The sequence below is a fragment of the Vibrio fortis genome (assembly GCF_024347475.1).
Taxonomy (GTDB): Bacteria; Pseudomonadota; Gammaproteobacteria; order Enterobacterales; family Vibrionaceae; genus Vibrio; species Vibrio fortis.
The window spans coordinates 407,923-430,369 of record NZ_AP025487.1 but is presented as its reverse complement, the minus strand read 5'-3'; the positions used below and the strand labels follow the sequence as shown (position 1 = coordinate 430,369).

The window sequence follows — 22,447 nt, the reverse complement described above, 5'->3', positions numbered from 1 at the left end:
TCGATGGAACTCGGGAATCTAAGTCAAACCTATAATAATGACAGCCGATAACGGGAATCTCATGACGACTCGAAATAAAATCATCCCTCTAATCAAAGCAGCCTCAGTGGCGCTGCTCGCAACAGTTTCACTCTCCGCTCACGCTGCAGAAAAAGTGTATCGTTTAAAGCTTGCTGAAACATGGGGACCGAATACCCCAATCCTCGGTGACGCCAGCAAGAACATGGCTAAATTAGCGAATGAAATGTCTAACGGCCGCCTGCAAATCCGCATCGACTCAGCCAATAAACACAAAGCGCCGCTTGGGGTCTTCGATATGGTGAAATCGGGTCAATACGATTTAGGACACTCAAGCTCTTACTACTGGAAAGGTAAGGTTCCGAATACGCTCTACTTCTCTTCTATGCCATTTGGCATGATGACTACCGAGCAATACGCATGGTTTTACCAAGGCGGTGGCATGGAGCTGATGCAAGAAGTCTACGCACCACATAACCTGCTCTCCTTCCCTGGTGGTAACTCAGATATTCAAATGGGTGGCTGGTTTAAGAAAGAGATCAACTCAATCGAAGATCTTAAAGGCTTGAAGATGCGCATCCCAGGTTTTGCTGGTGAGGTATTTGCAAAGGTTGGAGCCAAGCCAACCAATATTGCACCGGGCGAACTTTATACTTCTCTAGAGCGTGGCACAATTGACGCACTTGAATGGGTTGGACCAGCCTTTGACCTGCGTATGGGCTTTCAAAAGATTGCACCTTACTACTACACCGCTTGGCATGAGCCGGGATCAGAGACTCAGTTCTTAGTGAACAAAAAGACTTGGGATAAGCTACCAAAAGACCTTCAGCTGATCCTAGAGACCTCTTTCCGAGTCGCTGCCTTTGACATGTATACCCAAGCGCTGGATGCTAACGCCAACAGCTGGGCCACTATGCTGTCGGACTACCCAGACATCAAGGTTCGTGACTTCCCACCAGAAGTACTGCAAACCATGCGCTCTGCAACCGATGAACTCCTTGCCGAACAAGCAGCAAAAGATCCTCTAGCGAAGAAAATCATCGACTCTCAAGCCGATTACACCAAGAAAGTACGCGCGTGGACCAACATCTCAACCAAGGCCTACCTCAACCACGAGTAATCAAGGCTCAATACTGAAAAACAAAAAAGCCCATCATGATGATGGGCTTTCGTATATTTACAGAAGCAAGTTAACTTACTCTACCGTTACCGCTTTCGCTAGGTTACGAGGTTGGTCAACGTCAGTACCTTTGATTAGCGCTACGTGGTAAGACAGCAGCTGCATTGGAACTGTGTAGTAGATAGGTGCTGTTACTTCACTTACGTGAGGCATCTTAATGATCTTCATGTTCTCATCGCTTTCAAAGCCAGCATCTTCGTCTGCGAATACGTAAAGTAGACCACCACGCGCACGAACTTCTTCAACGTTTGATTTCAGCTTCTCTAGCAGATCGTTACTTGGTGCAATAACCACTACTGGCATATCTGCATCAATCAGAGCCAATGGACCGTGCTTAAGCTCACCCGCAGCGTATGCTTCTGCGTGGATGTAAGAGATCTCTTTTAGTTTTAGAGACGCTTCCATCGCGATTGGGTAGTACTCGCCACGACCTAGGAACAGTGTGTGGTGCTTGTCTGCGAAGTCTGTTGCTAGTGCTTCGATCTCTTTGTCAAATGCCAGAGCTTTTTCGATGTCTGTTGGCAGTTGGTGTAGCGCTTGAACGATTTCCGTCTCTTTCGCTTCATCGATACGACCTTGTAGGCGACCAATCGAGGTTACCATCATCAGCATTGCTGCAAGTTGAGTGGTAAACGCCTTTGTTGAAGCAACACCGATCTCTGTACCAGCGCGAGTCATAAATGCAAAATCAGATTCACGAACCAGTGAAGAGCCCGCTACGTTACAGATAGTCATCGCTGACATGTAGCCTTTCTCTTTCGCAAGACGAAGTGCTGCTAGCGTATCTGCTGTCTCACCAGATTGAGAAAGCGTCACAAGTAGGCTGTTTGGACGAACTACGAAGTCACGGTAACGGAACTCAGAAGCGATCTCTACGTCACAGCTAACGCCCGCTAGCGATTCAAACCAGTAACGTGCCGCCATACCTGAGTTGTAAGACGTGCCACATGCGATGATTTGAACGTGTTCAACTTTGCTTAAGATCTCTTCAGCTTTCACGCCGATCGCGTTAGTAATAACAGAAGTATCTGAAATACGACCTTCCATTGTGTTGATCAGAGCTGTTGGTTGCTCGAAGATCTCTTTTTGCATGAAGTGACGGTATTGACCTTTGTCACCAGCATCGTGCTCTGCGTTAGATTCAACGATTTCACGCTCTACAGGCTCACCGCTTGCATCAAATACGTTAACGTCACGACGAGTTACTTCCGCAACATCACCCTCTTCTAGATACATGAAGCGACGCGTCACGCTAAGTAGTGCTAGCTGGTCAGATGCTAGGAAGTTCTCACCAACACCAAAACCGATTACGATTGGGCTACCAGAACGAGCAACAACGATGCGTGAAGGATCTTTACGATCAACAGCTACTGTGCCGTATGCACCGTCTAGTTGTTTCGCAGTTTTTTGCAATGCTTCAACTAGAGTCTCAGAAGTACGCAGTTCCCACTCAACTAGGTGAGCAATAACTTCAGTATCCGTTTGAGACGTGAACTCATAGCCACGACCTTGAAGAAGTGTACGCAGCTCTTCGTGGTTTTCGATGATGCCGTTGTGAACAACTGCAATGTCACCAGACATGTGTGGGTGTGCGTTCGCTTCAGAAGGCTCACCGTGTGTTGCCCAACGTGTATGAGCGATACCTGTACCGCCAATAACTTGTTGCGCTTCAACTGCGTCAGCCAGCTCTTGTACCTTACCTAGGCGACGTACGCGAGTTAGGTTGGATTCGCTATCCACAACCGCGACACCCGCAGAGTCGTAACCACGGTACTCAAGACGGCGTAGACCCTCTACTAAGATTTCAGCTACGTCACGTTGTGCTACAGCACCAACAATTCCACACATAATGTTACTCCATCAATTTTTGGTTATTCCTATCTGGCAGCAAGCAAAGGCCATGTCTCATAGAGATCTAATTATAGGAAGTTAAATGCATATATTTTAAATTTAGTTTCTATACTGGCTCGGTGAGAATCACACGTACCCCTTGAGACTCAATACTCTGTTTGGCTTCTTCGGCCAGTTCGGTATCAGTAATCAAGACATCAATGTGCTCCCAAGACAGTTCAAGATTCGGGATTTTTCGACCTACTTTCTCTGATTCAACCATCACTACAACTTCACGTGATACTTCTGCCATGACCTTACTTAGTCCGACTAGCTCATTAAATGTTGTAGTACCTCTTTCAAGGTCGATGCCATCAGCACCGATAAACAATTGGTCAAAGTCATAAGCGCGCAAAACTGATTCTGCGACCTGACCTTGGAACGAATCTGAATGTGTATCCCAGGTTCCGCCCGTCATTAGCAGAGTAGGTTCGCTTTCTAGTTCATTTAGGGCGTTAGCAACGTGCAACGAGTTGGTCATTACAACCAAACCACGCTTACTATTTAGCTGTTCAATCAGAGCACCTGTTGTGCTACCGCTGTCGATCACAATGCGGTTATGGTCACGAATCAGGTCGGCTGCAGCTTTTGCCAACGAAAGCTTTCGAGTCGAAACTTTTTTTCCTATCTCATCGTTCACAACTTCTTTCGGCAATGAAACAGCACCGCCATATCGGCGTAAAAGCTGACCATTTTTCTCTAAAGACGCCAAATCCTTTCTAATTGTGACTTCCGAGGTTTCGAACTTAGCGGACAATTCATCAACACTAACCTCGCCTTTCTCGTTAACTAGATTAGAAATTGCGTGTCTTCTGAGCTGAGCGTTTCGTTTCGACATTTAAAAATGAACCATAAGTTTCGATATGAAAGATATTATAGTTACAACGAAACCATTTAGTCCATTTATTTCGATCCAAAAAATTAATAAATAGCGCTAAAACCTTGTCCTAAGACAATTGTTAAGCAGTGATATTGAATTCATTCGGTGGTAGAATCCGCACCCGAAAAGAAAAAAAATTACAAAAATGACCGTTATTTTTCTGCAACTTTCACCTGATATATTGGGGTAAGTCACAGAAAACCGATGTTGAATCAAAATCATTTGGTCATAAAATGACTAAAATTGATGAAAGACTTACAACTCTGAAGGGCAATTGATAAGTCCCTCTATTATCGCAGCAGGCACAAAATGCTGACGAAATGGGTAGGCCGCTTCAGAAAACAGATAAATTTCAATTTGTAACAAAACTTACCGGAGAGTACCTTCCATGAAAAAGACCAAAATCGTATGTACGATTGGCCCTAAAACTGAATCTGTAGAGAAGCTAACTGAACTAGTAAACGCAGGCATGAACGTTATGCGTCTTAACTTCTCTCACGGTGACTACGAAGAGCACGGCACTCGTATTGCGAACTTCCGCGAAGTAATGGACAAAGTAGGTAAGCAACTGGCTATCCTTCTTGATACTAAAGGCCCAGAAATCCGTACTATCAAGCTAGAAGGCGGCAACGACGTAGATCTAGTAGCTGGTCAAGAATTCACTTTCACAACTGACACTTCAGTTGTAGGTAACAAAGAGACTGTAGCGGTAACTTACGCTGGTTTCGCAGCTGACCTAAACGTTGGTAACACTATCCTTGTAGATGACGGCCTAATCGAAATGGAAGTTATCTCTACTACTGAAACTGAAGTTAAGTGTAAAGTTCTTAACAACGGTGCACTAGGCGAAAACAAAGGTGTTAACCTTCCTGGTGTTTCTGTTCAACTTCCAGCTCTATCTGAAAAAGATAAGAACGACCTTAAATTTGGTTGTGAGCAAGGCGTTGACTTCGTTGCAGCTTCTTTCATCCGTAAAGCTTCTGACGTTAAAGAGATCCGTGAGATCCTAGACGCGAACGGCGGCAGCGACATCCACATCATCTCTAAGATTGAGAACCAAGAAGGTGTTGATAACTTCGACGAAATTCTTGAGCTTTCTGACGGCATCATGGTTGCTCGTGGTGACCTAGGTGTTGAAATCCCAGCTGAAGAAGTAATCTTCGCTCAGAAGATGATGATCGAGAAGTGTAACCGTGCACGTAAGATGGTTATCACAGCAACTCAAATGCTTGATTCTATGATCAACAACCCACGTCCAACTCGTGCAGAAGCGGGTGACGTTGCGAACGCAATCATGGACGGTACTGATGCTGTAATGCTTTCTGGTGAAACTGCTAAAGGTAAATACCCAGTTGAAGCTGTAACTATCATGGCTCAAATCGCTAACCGTACTGACGGCGCACTAAAAGCTGAGCTAGGTTCTCGTCTAGACAGCCCACGCCTACGTATCACTGAAGCGGTATGTAAAGGTGCAGTAGACACAGCTGAGAAACTAGCTGCTCCACTGATCATTGTTGCTACTGAAGGTGGTAAGTCTGCACGTTCTGTACGTAAGTACTTCCCAACTGCAAACATCATTGCACTAACAACGAACCAAAAAACAGCTGCTCAGCTTGTTCTTACTAAGGGTGTTCGTCCAGTTCTTGTTGATTCTATCGACAGCACTGACGCATTCTACAAAATGGGTAAAGAGTACGCTCTTAACGCTGAGTTCGGTAGCAAAGGCGACATCGTAGTAATGGTTTCTGGTGCTCTAGTAGCTTCAGGTACTACGAACACTGCTTCTGTACACGTTCTATAAGACTGACGAACTTAATCATCAGTTAAATAAAAAAGAGGGCTTAGGCCCTCTTTTTTTATATATTACACCTTGCTCTAATAATCAGTACGCTGTATTATCAAACCAACAATAGAACTGCGTACTGTTAATTCCATCCTTAGGTAATTCGAATTAACAGACTAACAATTCAAATTACATGAGGTTGCACAATGTCTAGCCCTACTCTCACCGACAAAGTATCCAAGATGATTCGCCAAGATATTCTTAATGGTGAATTGCGCCCAGGCCAGAAACTGGTTGTGGCTGATCTAAAGCAGAAATACAACGTCGGCGCATCACCGATTCGCGAAGCTCTCGTTCAGCTATCCTGGAGCAAGTATGTAAAGCTTGAGCCTCAAAAAGGGTGCTGGGTTGCTCCTGTCTCTAAGAAAGAACTTAACGACCTATACGAAAGCCTACGTGTTGTTTCTTCGGTGCTGCTGAAAAAAGCAATCGCTACCGGAGACGAAAGTTGGGAACTAGAGGTTCTGACTTCATACCACAAGCTTTCTCGTGTAAACAACGTAGCAGAAGAGTTTAATGGGGCGGAATGGGAAGAGCGTCATCAGCAATTCCACGTAGCACTTTTAGAGGGTGCGGATTCAAAGAACATGTTTGAATTCTTCAGTGACTTAATCAATCAAGTGAAGCGTTACCGTTTCCTAGCATTAGCCGATAACCAAGAGTCAGAAGAGCTGTTCAATATCGATGAGCATGAGATGATCATGAAGCTGGTACTTGCGAAGAACGCTGAGCAAGCAACAGAGCTACTCGATCAACATCTAATGGGCTCAATGAAGCGTATTGAAAAAGTGATTGAAGCGGCGTAATTCTGTGCAGTTCGAATATCGCAATGCATAAAAAACGGAGCTCGAGGCTCCGTTTTTTGGTTTACCACCCAAAGAACTCTTTATGATGAGTATTGAGCAACAGCACCATTGGCAAAAAATACAGTGCACTGAGTTTAAAACCAAGAATCACTAATGTGCCAATGGTCAATCTCACTAAAAAATCGACAAACATACCACGCCTCATTTCACCAGACAGTATGAATCCCTAACTCTTGCTCCTGCTAACCTAATTCTGCTGATAAAAGCCGATGAAACTGAGCAGTTGAATTAAGTTAACTTTGTCATCCCTTTTTGAGATCTGGCTTCTCAAAAAGAGTCAGTGCAACACTAACTCTACGAAGCAAGGTAGTTTACTTATTGTTCAGTTTAGTTCAATTTTGAACACAAATTAGACTTTAGTCTAATCGTACAAATATTGTGACGGGCATCTCTCAAAGATAAGACAGGTTGGTTCTAGTTTTCTAAAGGGGACACTCAGGCAACAAACAAAACACTCTTCAGCGCTAAGCAACATCCGCCTGACTTGAGCAAATAGTGATGGTGTTTCGGCCTGAGGACTTCGACTCATAAAGACCAATATCCGCACACTTGTAAGAGTGTGTACTATTGGCTGTGAGGTCGGTATAGCCGATACTGACGGTGACTTTCGTCCCACCAGAAAGTTGTATTTCTATTCGAACACGATCCAGTACTCGACCAGCTTCTGATGTTGACGTGTGCGGCATTAAGATAGCAAATTCTTCGCCACCAACACGTGCGACAAAGTCTGTCGTTCTCAAACTTTCTTGAAGGATCGCGGCAACGCCCGCAATCACACGATCTCCTTCATCATGACCAAGTTCATCGTTAATACGTTTAAAATTGTCGATGTCGATCAGTGCCAAACACACTTGAGTTTCATTAGGGTAAAGCTCTACCATTCGAGAGTAGTGCGCTAATTGTTCCTCAAACTTACGACGATTCCACAACTTGCTCAGTGAATCTCTTTCGCTAAGAATACGAAGCCTGACTTCCAGCTCTTTACGTACCGTAATGTCCACCAGCGACGTAATATAGTAGCTTACCTTACCCGAATTACTCTTCACCGCTTGTACTCGCATGATTGCAGTGAAAGGGATACGAAGCTTGCTCTTACAGCTCACCTCACCTTCCCATAAATCATTCTTTTCAAGGTGCGTCCATATGGTATCGGCAGTATGAAATTGTTCGCTATTTTCCAGCAGCAGTTGAAGCGCATTTTTACCATCGACTTGCGATTGGCTATAGCCGGTCATGTTTTCAAATTCATTATTAGTCATGATAGTGCGATGCTGCCTATCAGAGATCATCACCGCTGACATACCATTCAATGCAGCACGTGCCAATTTACTCTCCAGGTTACGTCTTCGGTAATGGGTTACCAAATAGGCCAAAGGGAAAGCAAACACCATCACGGTAAAGAATACGATCAATTGCTCGTGCGCTAAGTCGTTAAGGTCTCGTTCAGCTCTTTCCAATAACTGCGCTGAGTTCAACTGAATCACTAAGTGCATTTGCTGTTTCTGAGCAAGGTTGACGGTGTTGAAAGCAAACAGGTTGTCATCCTCAAACACATAGCCCATCCGCTCAGAGGAGATCGCTTGCCATGTTTTAGGGGCGATTTGTGACAGGTTGAAGCCCTTGCGCTCAGGAATCGAGTCACCAAATAACTTATTTTTGTCTTGGCTTGCGATGTAATAACCGTACTGGTTAACGACTTCCGCACGAAAATCAAAATCAGGAGAGAAGTTTAAGCGCGACGCCAGCCCCCAAACATCGAGGTTTATCACCAAATACCCAACTCGGCGCTCAGGTGTTTGTACTGGAGTGATCACTCGTAATACAGGTGTGTATGGATAAGAGAGCTCACCATATTCCGTTTCAAGTTCAATTCCCCACCCGCCAATCTCCTCAGCATCCAGAGTTTGTGCGTAATGGAAATAGCCGTAATCCGACTTGTCTTGTAGGTCGGTTGGGAGAGTAACAACGCCGGTTCTCGATGAGTAGTTGACTCTTACCTTCTCATGGCCGTCGATATCCAGTAGGTGAATCTGGGTATACCATCTTTGATTGACTAATACCGACTGCCAAACCTCTTCCAGCAGGTTCTTGTTTTCAAGGGAGGGAGACGTCGCAAAATCAACCAAGCTTTGACTGTGGCTGAGCAGCTGCATCATAGAGACCAGTTGGTCTTTCAATACATTGTAATCACGTTCAGCATACACCAGCTGATGAAGAGCTTGCTTAGCGGTGCTTTGATAGCTTTGCTTTTTGACATCTTGATAGCGCTGCTGATAGTACAACCCAACAGCCGCACAAAAGGTGACGCAAATAACGAGAAGCGTAGCGATTGTTTTTTTATTTCTCATTAATTGCTCAAAATAGGGTAAATATGGCGAGAATTATATCATTGTTATAAATTAACAAAATAAAAAAGCCGCACTTAATGCGGCTTTCTATCATACAATTTTGTTAGGCTTTGAGAGAGCGCTCTCCTCGAGCAATTCCAACCACGCCACTGCGTGCAACTTCAAGCACTTCCGTCACTTCTGACAACGCTTGAATAAACGCATCCAACTTCTCACTGGTACCCGCCATCTGAACGGTATATTGAGAAGCTGTCACATCGACGATCTGACCACGGAAAATATCTGCGGTACGCTTCACTTCTGCACGAGCAAAACCACTCGCACGCACCTTAACCATCAATAGTTCGCGCTCAATATGATCCAGCTCCGAAACTTCTTGTACTTTAAGTACGTCAATCAGCTTATGCAGTTGCTTCTGGATCTGCTCTAGCTGCATCTCATCAGAGTTAGTGGTTACATTCAAACGTGAAAGCGTTGGGTCGTCCGTCGGTGATACGTTGAGCGATTCAATGTTGTAACCACGTTGAGAAAACAAGCCAACCACTCGAGATAGTGCACCCGGTTGGTTTTCCATTAACAGCGAAATAATGTGTCTCATACTATGTTCTCTCCGTTTTGCTTAGCCACATGTTATCCATACCCTCGCCTTTGATCTGCATTGGGTATACGTGCTCTGTATCATCAACACTGATGTCGACAAATACTAAGCGATCTTTCATTGCCAGTGCTTTCTCTAAACCTGATTCAAGTTCGTCAGGAGAAGAGATACGCATACCTACGTGACCATACGCTTCCGCAATGGCCGCAAAGTCTGGCACAGAGTCCATGTATGAGTTTGAGTGACGGCCTTGATAAACAATGTCTTGCCACTGTTTCACCATGCCTAAGAAACGGTTATTCAAGTTAATGATTTTCACCGGAATATTGTATTGCAATGCTGTTGATAGCTCTTGAATATTCATCTGAATACTGCCATCACCCGTTACGACGACAACTTCTTCGTCCGGCTTAGCAAACTTAACGCCCATGCCTGCAGGTAGACCAAAGCCCATAGTGCCAAGACCACCTGAGTTGATCCAACGACGCGGCTTATTAAATGGATAGTAAAGCGCGGCGAACATCTGGTGCTGACCTACGTCAGAAGCGACATACGCATCACCATTGGTCACTTTATGTAGGGTTTCGATAACCTGTTGAGGTTTAATGCGCTCAGGCGATTTTTCATAGGCGAGACATTTACGATCTTGCCATACTTTGATTTCAGCCCACCATGCATCCAACGCTTCTGCATCGTTAGTTCCACCTTGCTCAATCAGCAGATTCACCATGCTTTCAAGTACGCGCTCAGCAGAGCCTACGATAGGCAGATCCACTTTCACGTTTTTAGAGATCGACGATGGATCGATATCGATGTGCATGATCTTCGCGTTTGGACAGTACTTCTCAAGATTATTGGTTGTACGGTCATCAAAACGAACACCAACACCAAAGATAAGATCTGCGTTATGCATAGCCATATTGGCTTCGTAAAGGCCATGCATACCAAGCATGCCTAACGAGTTTTTATGTGTACCCGGGAAGGCACCTAATCCCATTAGCGTACTAACAACAGGCAGGTTTAGTGCCTCAGCAAGTTTAAGTAACTGCTTATCCGCTTCAGAGATAACGGCACCACCACCGACATAAAGAACGGGTTTCTTCGCTTCAAGAAGCGCTTTCAATGCTTTCTTAATCTGCCCTTTATGACCAGTTACGGTCGGGTTGTACGAACGCATTTTGATCGTTTCTGGATATTCGTACGGCAGCTTAATTTGTGGATTAAGTACATCTTTAGGAAGGTCAATCACAACTGGGCCAGGTCGACCAGTGGTCGAGATATAGAAGGCCTTTTTTACGATCTCTGGAATATCTTCAGCTTTCTTCACTAAGAAGCTATGTTTTACGATTGGACGAGATACACCGACGATATCACACTCTTGGAAGGCGTCATTACCAATTAAGTTATTTGGCACGTTGCCTGAAATAACGATCATTGGAATAGAATCCATGTACGCTGTCGCAATACCCGTTACGGTATTGGTCGCGCCCGGGCCCGAACATACTAGTACAACACCTGGCTTGCCAGTTGAACGCGTGTAGCCGTCAGCCATATGCGTTGCAGCTTGCTCGTGGCGCACTAATACGTGTTTAATCTTGTCTGTTTTTGCGTGCAGGGCATCGTAGATATCCAAAACGGAACCGCCTGGATAACCAAAGATCTGTTCAACCCCTTCTTCAATTAGGGACTGAACTACCATTTCCGCGCCGGATAATTGGGCGCACTCTGGCTTAGTTGTCATATTGCTCTCCTTTACCAGTTTCCTTCAGTTGGGTAAGCCGAAGGGGCTGGTTTTTACATAGTCTAGGTCTTATTCGTAGCCTAATTCGAAATACTTCCACTTTTTCGGCTATGACTGCTCGTCGTGATAACAATAAGCAGTGGTACGAAACAACTGTAACGTTTTATTATCATCGGGTCTAACACCCTTCTACAGTCAATAATTCGATATAACTATGTTTTAGAAAGAAAACCTCATCTAACACCACTCATGACCTCCAAGTCAGAACAAATCACCATCAACACTCAATAAAAAAACTCTAAATATTTCACAATCCCTCTTTTTTCAGTGTGAACACCCCGTTCTAGATGTGCTCTCTCGCACATTTACCTGATGTCGTGACGTAAAAAAATCCCCCTAACCGTCACCATGTACGACTAGGGGGATTTTTAAACAACTAAAAAGTTAACTTAGATAAACTTACTTATCTTTCGGCTTTTCAGTGTACATTTCTTCGATTTCGTCTTGATACTTATCGTTAATCACTTTACGACGCAATTTCTGAGTTGGTGTTAGTTCACCATCGTCCATAGAGAAAGCCTTTGGTAACAGTTTGAATTTCTTCACTTGCTCAAACTTAGCCAACTCTTGCTGTAGATCATTAACGCGCTTTTCTAGCATCTCAACAATCTGATGATGCTTAATCAACTCAACACGGTCGTGGTACTTGATGTTCAGTTCTTTTGCATACTCTTCCAGAGAGTCATAACAAGGAACAATCAACGCAGAAACAAATTTACGTGTATCAGCAATCACAGCAATTTGTTCGATAAAGTGGTCTTTACCAATCGCACCCTCAACCACTTGTGGCGCAATGTATTTACCGCCAGAGGTCTTCATCAACTCTTTAATACGATCAGTGATGAACAAGTTACCGTTCTCATCGAAGTGACCCGCATCACCAGTCTTTAGGAAGCCGTGTTCGTCAAAGGTCTTAGCTGTCTCTTCTGGCATTTTGTAGTAACCGCGCATCACCATTGGGCCACGAACTAAAATTTCGTTCTGCTCGCCAATTTTCACCTCAGCCCCCGGCATAGACATACCGATTGAATCCGGGTCAAAGCAGCGATCATCCCAACATGAAACCGTTGCTGTGGTTTCTGTCATGCCGTAGCCAAGCTTCACGTTGATGCCAATTGCATGGAAGAAACGACCAATAGTTTCGTCAAGCTTCGCACCACCACAAGGCATGAAATTGATGTTACCACCCAACAGAGCACGTAATTTAGACAGCACAAGCTTATCTGCTAATGCATGGCTTTTTTTCAACATTAGAGACGGTGTGCGACCTTGTTGATGACATGCCGCGAGTTTCGCGCCCATGTTCACTGCCCAGGTAAAGAGCACCTTACGAATCAGTGGCGCTTTCGATACTTTTTCATGGATCGCTGAGAAGATCTTCTCGTAAAAGCGTGGAACCGCACACATTACGGTTGGCTTTACATCACTCAGTGCATCACGCACCTGCATTGTGTCTTGCAGGTAACAGTTAGTAGCGCCTTTATAAAGGACGTAGAAAGTCCAGGCACGCTCAAATACGTGAGATAGCGGTAGGAAACAGAGCGAAACATCTTCTTTGCTTAGGCTTAAGCGCTCATCGTGACCTTCTAACTGAGAGCCAATGTTAGCGTAGTCCAGCATTACACCTTTCGGTTGGCCAGTCGTACCAGAGGTATAGATAAGAGTCAGCAGATCATCCATATTCGCATCGGCAAGGCGCGCGTCTAGCTCAGCTTGCTGAGCCTGTTGACCGCGCTCGATGAACTCTTGCCAAGAGATAGCAAAGTCATAAGCTTGAGTATCAATGTCATCTGACATTGCAACGATGATTTCTAGCTGTTCACACTCGTCAAATAGGCTGATTGCTGCATCAAACTGTGGCTGCTCGCCAACAAAAAGCACTTTAACGTCTGCGTTTTGAATAATGTAGGAAGACTGCGCCGCAGTGTTCGTTGGGTAAATCGGCACGGTTACAAGGCGAGCTTGTAGCGCTGCAAAGTCTGCCACAGTCCATTGAGGCATGTTGTTTGAGTAGATACCGATCTTATCTTGGATTCTCAGTCCTTGAGCCAATAGTGCGAGTGACAGCTTATCGATCTGTTCACCAAATTGCTGCCAGCTAATGCCTTGCCAAACATCATTAACTTTATGCTTTAAAGCCGTGCGGTTGCCGCCCTGAGCAATCTGCTCGCGAAGTCGTTTTACGATATGAAAATCTAAATTGGCCATCTCTTTACCTTTGGCTTACACCTGTAAGCTTTTTTGAGCGCACAAGTGTACCTCTGATCATGGAAAAGGCAACTGATGGAGCTCAAAGTTATCAGTAATAGTACATCTAACTTTAAAAAATGAACGGCGCTCATCACTCTGGTACAAAAAAGCCCCGAACCAGCAAGCTAGTTCAGGGCTTATAAATCAAGGTTTTCAGCGATTAGTTAAGTGCTACAACTTCGCCACAGATCATCATCAGTTGATCTCGTAACCAAATGTGTCCTTTGTCTTTCTCGCTTGATTCGTGCCAGCTTAGGAAGCCTGAGATTGCCGCATTATCGAATGGGAAATCTAGAATCTGTAGCTGCTCTTTATTCGCTGCGTGTTCAACCATCCAACGAGGTGCAATCGTTACGAGTTCAGATTGACCAACTACGTATAGCACGTTGCTTAGGCTAGTACCTTCATAGTAAGGCGTGCAGTCTAGGTCGCGGTATGCTTGCTCAGAGAAGCTGCGCTGACCGTGAATGCGAGACAGTTTTGCGTGCTTCTCTTCTAGAAGCTCAGAAGCCGTTACCGAACCGTTGATACGAGGGTGTGAAGCTGAAGCAACAACCACTAGCTCATCTTGGAAGATTTCTGTGCTTGAGAAACCTTGCTCATCAAAGCGAGCGTAATCGATAACAAAGTCGATTTCTTGGTAACGCATGCGCTCTGAAAGTTGACGGTCAAACTCCGCGTCCATGTGCAGTTGAACACTTGGTGCAAGCTCGTTGATAGTCGACATAATCTTCGGTGCAAAACGCATGTCACATGGGCTACAGATAGCCAGTTTGAACAGACGAGAAGACGACTCTGGAGAGAACACAGAACTTGGTAGTTCATTGCGTACTAGTTGCAGTGCTTGGCGGATTGGTCCAAACAGTTGACGAGCACGTTGAGTCGGTTGAATACCACGACCCTGACGCATAAATAGTTCGTCGTTAAACATCACTTTTAGACGTGCTACAGCATTACTTACTGCAGGCTGAGACATACCCAAATTGTGCGCTGCACGGGTAATATTTTGCTCTTGCATTACAGCATCAAAAACAGTCAATAGGTTTAGGTCTACTCCACGAAGTGTGCTTTCCATTCGGTAGCTTGCAATAGCACTCATTGCGTCTTTTTTCTCTAACATTCAAGTTGCCTCTTGTCGGTATGACAGCGTTAAATTTGTAATAGTGTGGGAATAGATAACCACTAGTTCTTATATTTATCTGGCCGATGTGTTTCGGATAACATCTACTATTAACCAATCAATCGAACGCTACCAACAAGATTGATAAAGAATAATTTTATTTTACCTCACTGAATAATTATTAATTTAATATCATGCACTTATGGTTTTATAAAAAAACATAAAAAGGCGAATTTTGGGATTTTCTTACGACTTATTTGACGGCTCAATCATTCAGTTACATTTGTTACAAATGATTGAGCCTATGAATTGATAGAGCAAGGCATTCAAAAACCTCAGCTATGAATCAAGTAATAGAAGCGTAACTCGGGAAATCAACCTTCTCCCATAACTGCCTTCTTAATTGCTCCTGACAGTGCCAATCTTTCGCTAAAATCCAATCCACAATCGCACTCGCCACGTCGGGATAGGAGACCATTTCGGCTTGTTTTTCGCCTAACCAAGTACGCGTGGTTGCAGGGTCCAAAAAGGTCATGGTTTGAGCCAAACCTAAGGCCTCTAGCGTGGCCACATTACTCTGTTGTTCGAACTGACCCGCAAGCGGTTTAAGCAGTAACTTCTTCCCCAAAGTCATCGCTTCAGAGGGGAGTTCAAAACCTCCATTTGCAATCACGCCAGAACACGCTTGCAGGTCGACTTGAAAACCATCATGGCTGAGCGGCTTAAATACGATATTCTCAACCGTGCGCTGCTCAATAATATCTGGGTGATAGCAGACAAACTGATGAGAGATGAATTTAATCAAAAGGTCGGTCACGTCATCTATATCTTCAAATGGCAGATACACTAGGCTGAAATCCACGGCACCTTCTGCAGAGGATACCTTTTCGCGACTCGACAAGGTATGAACAATCGGAGGTAGGATTGGCTGTTCAAAGTGATACCAATGCAATCCAATATAGTGCTCAGTTGGAGCAAAGTGCTGTATCACTGAATGCTCTATCCAGTTTCCTCCTTTTTTGGGCACATCAAACCTAAATGCATTTTGATGACTAATACCAATGCAAGGTACTTTTTGCTTCTTGGCTGCCCACGCCGATACCGGTTCAAAGTCATTCAAGACCAAATCGTAATGTGAGAGATCCAATTCGGCGATTTCACGACGAAAGCGCAACAGACTATTTTTAAAGAATGTTTTGCCGTACTTCACTTGTCCCTGTTCACTAAAGAAGGTTAAACCATGGCGAATCTGGTAATCACCAAATGCTTCCATTGAAAAGTACTTATCCCCCTCTCGACCAGAGAATAAGAAATCGACATCCACTTTCTTCGCTTTCAATGCATTTGCCATCGCGCGCGCACGTGCAATATGGCCATTGCCTGTCCCTTGTACACCATAGAGTATTTTCATTTTCGGTCCTTTATAGACTCTCGAATTAGAGAAATTATCTGTAAACCTAAAGCAGTCCATTGAGCGCAAGACTCGCGCAAGCAACACCAAGTGCTGCTCCAATCAGAACATCAGTAAGGAAATGGACGCCAAGCAAGATACGCGAACCCGCAATCAAGCTTGCCCAAACTAGACTCAATAAATAAACCTGCGGGTAAAAGTGCCCAATAACCGTGGCCATAACAAAAGCCGCGGCCGAATGCCCTGATGGCAGGCTGTATTTATCTGAAGGCACGATGTAGGAGTGAAGGAATGAGGAAAACTCGGCAGGACGACGTCGCTTAATGGTATTTTTTGCAAGCCAGTAGATAGGCAACTCAATGGCAAATGCCGCCAAGCCAACCATAAGAAACGCCTTGCCACTTTGCTCATCTAAAAACAGTGCTGCTATCGCAAACAAAAGGTATAAGTGACCGTCCCCAGTATGGGATATCGCTTTACTGATCTGCGCCGTTTGCTTGCTATAACGACTCTTCAAGCAAAACATAGAAAATGCCACATCCCAGCGGACAATTGGTTCTATCGTTCTCATGTATTCCCTCAGCTCTTATCATTGCTTTGGGATTAAGTTAGAAGTTAGAAATGACAATATGGTGACGATTTTGCGGATAAAAAATGAACATTTCACCTGTTGCAACACCCGCACGTTATGATGAATTGTAGATAAAAGAAAAGCGGCTGAAACGCCGCTTTTGATGTTCACACCCTACAGACTAGATAGTAAGAGGCTCATGTTTCTTGACCAAGCCAAAATCAGCCAAAATCGCATAGGCAGCAGGGATCATAAACAGCACCAGTAGCGTCGAAGCGAAGATGCCAAACACAATCGAAATCACCAGTGGTTGTATAACCTGAGCCTGCAAACTGGTTTCGGTAAGCAGAGGTAACAAACCAGCTGCGGTAGTCATCGAGGTTAAAAACACAGCACGAAAACGCTCACGACTCGCCTTCACTACTGAGTCATGCACGCTATCGCCCTCATCGACATGGTGCCGGATATATTGCACCAAGAGTATCGAGTCGTTGACCACGATCCCAGCTAGTGAAACGAAGCCCATCATACTCGGCATACTCAAAGAATGCCCAAGCAGCCAGTGTCCAACGACAACTCCGATAAAGGCTAAAGGTATCGCTAGCATCACCACGAAAGGTTCTAAGTAGCTGCGGAATTGGTAACTCAATATGGTAAACACACCAAACAAGCCCAGTAAGAAACCTTTACCCATCGATGCACCCGTTTTAGCCGCATCTTTTGCCTCACCTTCAAAGTCGAAACGAAGACCTGGGTATTTCTTCAATAGCTTAGGAGCCTCATCACGCTGGAACTGTGCCAAGATAGCCGATGAGCTGGCTTTCTTATTATTCACATCACCAAAGATACTGATGGTACGTAAACCATCAATACGTTGGATTCGCACGTAGTTTCGTTGAAAGTCGAGTGTCGCCAGCGTGGCTAGCGGGATCTGGCTTCCGTCTGAAGTGATGATTGGGAAGTTCGCCAACTGTTGAACATCGCCCGCTTGCTGCTTATCCAAGCGCACCTCAATTGAGATGTTCTCAACGCCCACCTGAATCTCATCCGCGGTTTGACCAAAGAACGCAGCACGCAACTGAGAAGCAATCATCTGTCCGTTGACGTTGTAAGTCTCCGCCCCCGGTCTTAGCTTAACTAAGATCTCCTCTTTACCCATTCGCATATCATCAAGCACGCCATGCACACCATCAAACTGATTCAAGTATTCTTGAATATCTATCGAAGCCGCTTTCAGCGCTTGAAGATCATCATGTTTAGCTCGAATTTCAATGGCTCGCCCACCCGGTCCAACAGTCGGTTGTTTAAAGACGAGAGAAATCGGATCGGCCAACTCGCCAACATCTTCACGCCAAGCATCAATAAAGTCGTCGATGACTGTATTTCGGCTCTCGGCACCACGTAAGTCCAAACGCACGGTGGCTAAGTGTGGGCCAGATTCATTGGCATCCGCATTGGCGTTAAACTGACTGGTAATGTGCTCAACCAAAGTATTCCCACCTTCTACCTCTTCACTCCATTTAAGGTTCAAGCGTTCAGCTGAAGAGACGATGTGTTCCACTACTCGCTCGGTTTGCGCTAGCGATGCGCCCGGCGGCAAAATCACGCGCGCCTCTGCAATATCACCATCGAGCTCAGGGAAAGGTTGGAACTTAACGATTCCGCCCGCAATCAAGGCAATAGCCAGTAGCAGCAAGCTCACTACCCCTCCCATGAAGGCATATCGAAAAGCGACTACTCGCTCCACCATGCTCATAAGAGTGGTATTACGGAAGTTTTCAAATTTGTCTAATAAGACAACTTTAAAGCGCAGTGCAGGTTTCTCTTTTTTCTCTTTATGTAGCGAATGTGATAAATGGTTTGGCAGTATCAAAAAGGCTTCAATTAAGCTTAACGAAAGCACCAATATCAATACCTGTGGCACCGCTTTGAGAACCGCACCCATCTCACCATCTAAGAACAGTAGGCTGCCGAAAATACACACCGTGGTTAAGAAAGAAGAGAGTACGCCAGGCAGAACTTTCTTTACCCCGTTGTAGACCGCGTCATCGACCTTTTGCCCTCGGTCGAGGTGCGAGGCTATCGATTCGGCGATCACAATGGCGTCATCCATCATGATACCGATGGCCATTAACAAACCGACCAGTGACATGATGTTGATGGATAAGCCAAGATTCGCCATCAAGAACAGACCACCTAAGAACGCAACGGGTAGACCCGCGGCAACCCAAAACGAGTAGCGTAAGCTGAAGAACAACCACATGGTGGCGAACACCAACACAATCCCTTGCCAACCGTTACGTACCATCATTGTTAGACGGTCCCAAAGTACAGAAGAGAGGTCATTGGTCATTTGCAGTGTCACGCCATCAGGGGCGATAGCGCTCTGATCTTCGACAAATTGAGTTACGCGCTCTTTGATGCGCAGTGCGTCATCTTCTTTATTCTTGCTAACCTTTAGCAGAGCCGATGGCTTTCCATCAAACAGTACCTTCTGCTCATCCAGTTCAAATCGGTCTGTAATGACAGCAATGTCTCGCAAACGAATTACAGAACCATTTGGCGCAGAGCCAACCACGATGCTCTCGAGCTCAAGTGGTGTTACGCGGCGCTCATCAAAACGAATCAGAAAGTTTTTATCTGGTGTTTCAACATTACCGCTTGGTAGCTTAACGTTCTGACGCCCGATCTGCTCTGCGATGTCATTTACTGTCAGTCCCAATTGACGTATTGCTTGGGTATCCAGTTCGACACGATATTGATGATCAGAAAAGCCACTCACTTCAACCAAAGAGACATCATAATCTAGCTTCATGGTGCGCTTTAGCTGCTCAGCATAAGCTTTAAGCTCAGGCCAAGTGGTGTCTGCAGTAATTGCTACATCAACGACAGGTTCATTCCAATCTAACTCTTGAACCACTGGGGATTCAATCTCTGAAGGGAAGTCGTTAATTGAATCAATCTGAGTCTGTACATCCACCAACATACGACCGATATCGGCTTTCTCATTCAACTTGAGGATCAGGCGCGCACTGCCTTCAATGGCCTCACATTGGGTTTCTTCAATATTCGCTAAACCGTCAACGGCGTCTTCCATTCGGATACACAGGCTCTCCTCGACCTCTTGAGGAGAAGCGCCAGGATAAGCGATCCCCGCCATAATGTATGGCGGATCGTACTCGGGAAAGGTTTCGCGCTTAATGGTAGAGAGCGATGTAAAACCGAGAACCAACAACCCGAGCATCAACAAATTCGCGGCAGTTGGGTGGCGAGAGAAAAATTTGATCATGAGGCGTTCTCCTGCATCTCCTCAATGACGATCTCATCAGTTACTGCTTCATCACCCGTTTCTCTTAACAACATTCCTTCAATTGCAGGAAGAATATCGTTAAGAATCAACTTATCGCCGTTATTGAGAGCGCCAACAACCACGACTTGATTGTCTCGGCGGTACAACACCTCAACTTTGACCATCTTCAGACGCTGCTCACTATTCATTAGATAAACAGTATCTCCATGCAATGCTCGCTCTGGCACGACCCAGCTTAAATTAGATGCCCCTTCAATTTGCGCCTTAACGAACATCCCATTAACCAGAGGCGGTAAACTGCTTGGCTCAAGTTGTGCGTAATCTTGTTGAATCTCTAGAATGACCCCTGCCGTCGCTTGGTTTTCGTCAACGGTTTCACTGATGCGAGCAACACGTGCAGGCCAAGCCGCATTCAAGTTACCGCTATTAAGTTCGATGGTTGCGGTGATCTCAGAGGTGTCGGTGTTAGGAATACCAGACTCATCGCGGGTGAATTCGCCTAAGCTAGACGCCAAGGTCTGCATATCATGAATCGAAAGCTGCGCCTCTACCTCCATCACATCGATCCCGTGAGCAATAAACATGGTTTGTTGGAGATTAACCACCTGATTAGTCTCTATATCTACCTGCGCGATACGCATTGCTTTTGGCAGAGTAATGGTGGTTTTTTCCAAAGAACGCTCAGCTTCTCTTACCTTAGAGACATTAACCTTGATCACCGCCTCAGCAACTCTCTTCTCATCCGGCATTAACGCGATTTGATTCTCGATATCGAGCACTAACTTTCGCTGCGACAACGCACTCTGCTCTTGCAGATCAACATCAGACTGGGAAGTGAGACCTTTTTTGCGAAGATCTTGTTTGCGCTTTAGCTCTTTATTACTGATCACCAAGCGATTTTTCTCGATCTTCAACGTTTGATTGAGGTTTTGTTCTTCTTGATTCAGCTTAGCCAAAGAGGTTTGAGAAGATTTAAGGTCGGCCTGAGCTTGAGTCAATTTGAGTTCATAATCGAGAGGATCAATCTTGAGCACCTCTGTACCAGCCGGGATCACTTTACCCTTCTCTAACTCAGGATGACGAAAAACGATCTTACCCGTAACTTCAGCAATGGCTTTCCACTCAACCTTTGGAACCACCTTACCAAAGCCAATTGCCAAGGGAGCCATGAGTTTTGGCTCAAGTGTTTGTACGTCAACTAAACGAGCACGATCACCGGCAGGTTTAGTAGGTAAGTCAGGTTTAAGGTTTATCGCAATCACTAAACCAACAATACCAACGGCCAACGCTGGGAAAAACAGCAGTTTCTTACCAATCTTCATTATTCTTATCCTGCAAAATAGCGGTGTTTTCTGGATTCAAAAAGCCTTCGCTCATTAATTTTATATTGTGCTCAATCAAGCTATTAAGGAACTCTTCATTCAATTCAATACCGTGGAGAGCCAGCAATGGTGGCGGTGCAATAAATGGAAACACCATTAAACTGATGTACGACACTCGACATAATTTAGGATCTCTGTCTTTGCGCAGAACACCTTGCTCAACCAACTTTTCGAAAATAATGTCTTGCGCTGGCTTCGCGACATCTAGAAACACTTTTTCAAGCAATTCCCGTTGAGTTTCTGAAGGTGGCATATTCATCACTTGAGCAATCAAACGCGGAAATCGGGGAACCTTGACCATTTCTCGGTAGTAAGTACGCATCAGATCTAAAAAGTTATCGTGACTACTTTCGTCAATCAGCTTTTGCATCTGCACTTGCATTGGGCGGAGTGTTTCACGGAGCATCGCTTCAAATAATCCCGCTTTATTCCCAAAATAGTAGCGAATCATTGCGATATTAACGCCAGCACGCTCGGCGACGAGGCGTGTCGATACCTTGTCATATGGCTGTACTACAAACAGATCCCTTGCATGCTCAATCAAGAGTTGCCGAACCTCTCGATTCTTTTGCGGTCGTCCAGCTTTTCGTCCCACTCTCTGCTCACCCTATAATTAATCAGACGATTAATTATAGGGTGCTTTTTAAGCGGGCGGTGAAGAATAATTACACGCTATTTAATCAATTGATTAATTAAAGTTAAGCCAGAATTATTTTCCCGTCATTCACTCTGTAAAAAAGATTTAGTACAAAGTTATAACCTAAACATCATGTAAACGATAAACTAACCGCACAACCAAATAGCACATTAATAGATTTAAAAACCAAAAACACACACAAAATCAGCACAAACAAAATGAAAAAGCTCACAATGCACACCGATATTGGATTTTCACGTTTGACGCTCAGAATAAATTACGGTAAATATGGTGTTAACAGTTTATTTACGGATATTTGTGCAATGACGTTTTCTTTTTCTC

General features: G+C 44.8%; 15 protein-coding genes. 3 read left to right on the top strand and 12 right to left on the bottom strand.

The genetic code is table 11. From position 1 onward, the window contains the following. Nucleotides 1-61: 61 nt before the first annotated feature. Complete coding sequence (locus OCV50_RS01945) at nucleotides 62-1,138, top strand: TRAP transporter substrate-binding protein (RefSeq protein WP_261903578.1); 1,077 nt, start codon at nucleotides 62-64, stop codon at nucleotides 1,136-1,138. Nucleotides 1,139-1,213: 75 nt separating this feature from the next. Here OCV50_RS01945 and glmS read toward each other — a convergent pair whose 3' ends face one another. Together glmS and OCV50_RS01935 are read right to left on the bottom strand one after the other, a co-directional pair. Next, entirely contained in the window at nucleotides 1,214-3,046 is a 1,833-nt protein-coding gene (gene glmS, locus OCV50_RS01940) for a glutamine--fructose-6-phosphate transaminase (isomerizing) (RefSeq protein ID WP_239841634.1), read from the bottom strand. Nucleotides 3,047-3,155: 109 nt separating this feature from the next. Next, nucleotides 3,156-3,926: a DeoR/GlpR family DNA-binding transcription regulator gene (locus tag OCV50_RS01935; protein ID WP_261903577.1), complete on the bottom strand. Its 771-nt coding sequence runs from the start codon at nucleotides 3,924-3,926 to the stop codon at nucleotides 3,156-3,158. A 430-nt stretch (nucleotides 3,927-4,356) separates the two neighbouring features. On the opposite strand from OCV50_RS01935, the gene pykF reads away from it, so the two are divergent. Both pykF and OCV50_RS01925 read left to right on the top strand, forming a co-directional pair. Continuing rightward, a complete protein-coding gene (gene pykF / locus OCV50_RS01930; RefSeq protein WP_239841635.1) occupies nucleotides 4,357-5,769 on the top strand; it encodes a pyruvate kinase PykF in 1,413 nt (470 codons plus the stop codon). Nucleotides 5,770-5,993: 224 nt separating this feature from the next. Continuing rightward, the gene (locus OCV50_RS01925) at nucleotides 5,994-6,617 is read left to right on the top strand and encodes a GntR family transcriptional regulator (RefSeq protein WP_261904106.1); all 624 of its coding nucleotides are present in this window, start codon (nucleotides 5,994-5,996) and stop codon (nucleotides 6,615-6,617) included. 524 nt (nucleotides 6,618-7,141) lie between these two features. Here OCV50_RS01925 and OCV50_RS01920 read toward each other — a convergent pair. From OCV50_RS01920 to OCV50_RS01875, 10 genes are all read right to left on the bottom strand, one after another. After that, nucleotides 7,142-9,025: a sensor domain-containing diguanylate cyclase gene (locus tag OCV50_RS01920; protein WP_261903576.1), complete on the bottom strand. Its 1,884-nt coding sequence runs from the start codon at nucleotides 9,023-9,025 to the stop codon at nucleotides 7,142-7,144. Nucleotides 9,026-9,128: 103 nt separating this feature from the next. Then, on the bottom strand, nucleotides 9,129-9,623 hold the full coding sequence (gene ilvN / locus OCV50_RS01915) for an acetolactate synthase small subunit (RefSeq protein WP_032553060.1): 495 nt from the start codon (nucleotides 9,621-9,623) through the stop codon (nucleotides 9,129-9,131). 1 nt (nucleotide 9,624) lies between these two features. Then, nucleotides 9,625-11,364, bottom strand: a complete 1,740-nt coding sequence (locus OCV50_RS01910; RefSeq protein ID WP_239841637.1) for an acetolactate synthase 3 large subunit — start codon at nucleotides 11,362-11,364, stop codon at nucleotides 9,625-9,627. Between the two features lie 459 nt (nucleotides 11,365-11,823). Next, nucleotides 11,824-13,632 carry an AMP-dependent synthetase/ligase gene (locus tag OCV50_RS01905; protein ID WP_261903575.1) on the bottom strand — a complete coding sequence of 603 codons (1,809 nt, stop codon included), beginning with the start codon at nucleotides 13,630-13,632 and terminating at the stop codon, nucleotides 11,824-11,826. Between the two features lie 202 nt (nucleotides 13,633-13,834). Next, complete coding sequence (gene leuO, locus OCV50_RS01900) at nucleotides 13,835-14,794, bottom strand: transcriptional regulator LeuO (protein WP_239841639.1); 960 nt, start codon at nucleotides 14,792-14,794, stop codon at nucleotides 13,835-13,837. Between the two features lie 346 nt (nucleotides 14,795-15,140). Continuing rightward, on the bottom strand, nucleotides 15,141-16,205 hold the full coding sequence (locus OCV50_RS01895) for an MJ1255/VC2487 family glycosyltransferase (RefSeq protein WP_261903574.1): 1,065 nt from the start codon (nucleotides 16,203-16,205) through the stop codon (nucleotides 15,141-15,143). Between the two features lie 46 nt (nucleotides 16,206-16,251). Beyond that, entirely contained in the window at nucleotides 16,252-16,776 is a 525-nt protein-coding gene (locus OCV50_RS01890) for a phosphatase PAP2 family protein (protein ID WP_239841644.1), read from the bottom strand. Nucleotides 16,777-16,957: 181 nt separating this feature from the next. Beyond that, nucleotides 16,958-20,065, bottom strand: coding sequence for an efflux RND transporter permease subunit (locus tag OCV50_RS01885; protein ID WP_261903573.1), 3,108 nt, complete (start codon nucleotides 20,063-20,065; stop codon nucleotides 16,958-16,960). Beyond that, the gene (locus OCV50_RS01880) at nucleotides 20,062-21,408 is read right to left on the bottom strand and encodes an efflux RND transporter periplasmic adaptor subunit (RefSeq protein WP_261903572.1); all 1,347 of its coding nucleotides are present in this window, start codon (nucleotides 21,406-21,408) and stop codon (nucleotides 20,062-20,064) included. Before OCV50_RS01880 ends, OCV50_RS01885 begins: the two co-directional genes overlap by 4 nt. Further along, the gene (locus OCV50_RS01875; protein ID WP_239841650.1) at nucleotides 21,395-22,063 is read right to left on the bottom strand and encodes a TetR/AcrR family transcriptional regulator; all 669 of its coding nucleotides are present in this window, start codon (nucleotides 22,061-22,063) and stop codon (nucleotides 21,395-21,397) included. The genes OCV50_RS01880 and OCV50_RS01875 overlap by 14 nt, the downstream gene beginning before the upstream one ends. Nucleotides 22,064-22,447 lie beyond the last annotated feature (384 nt).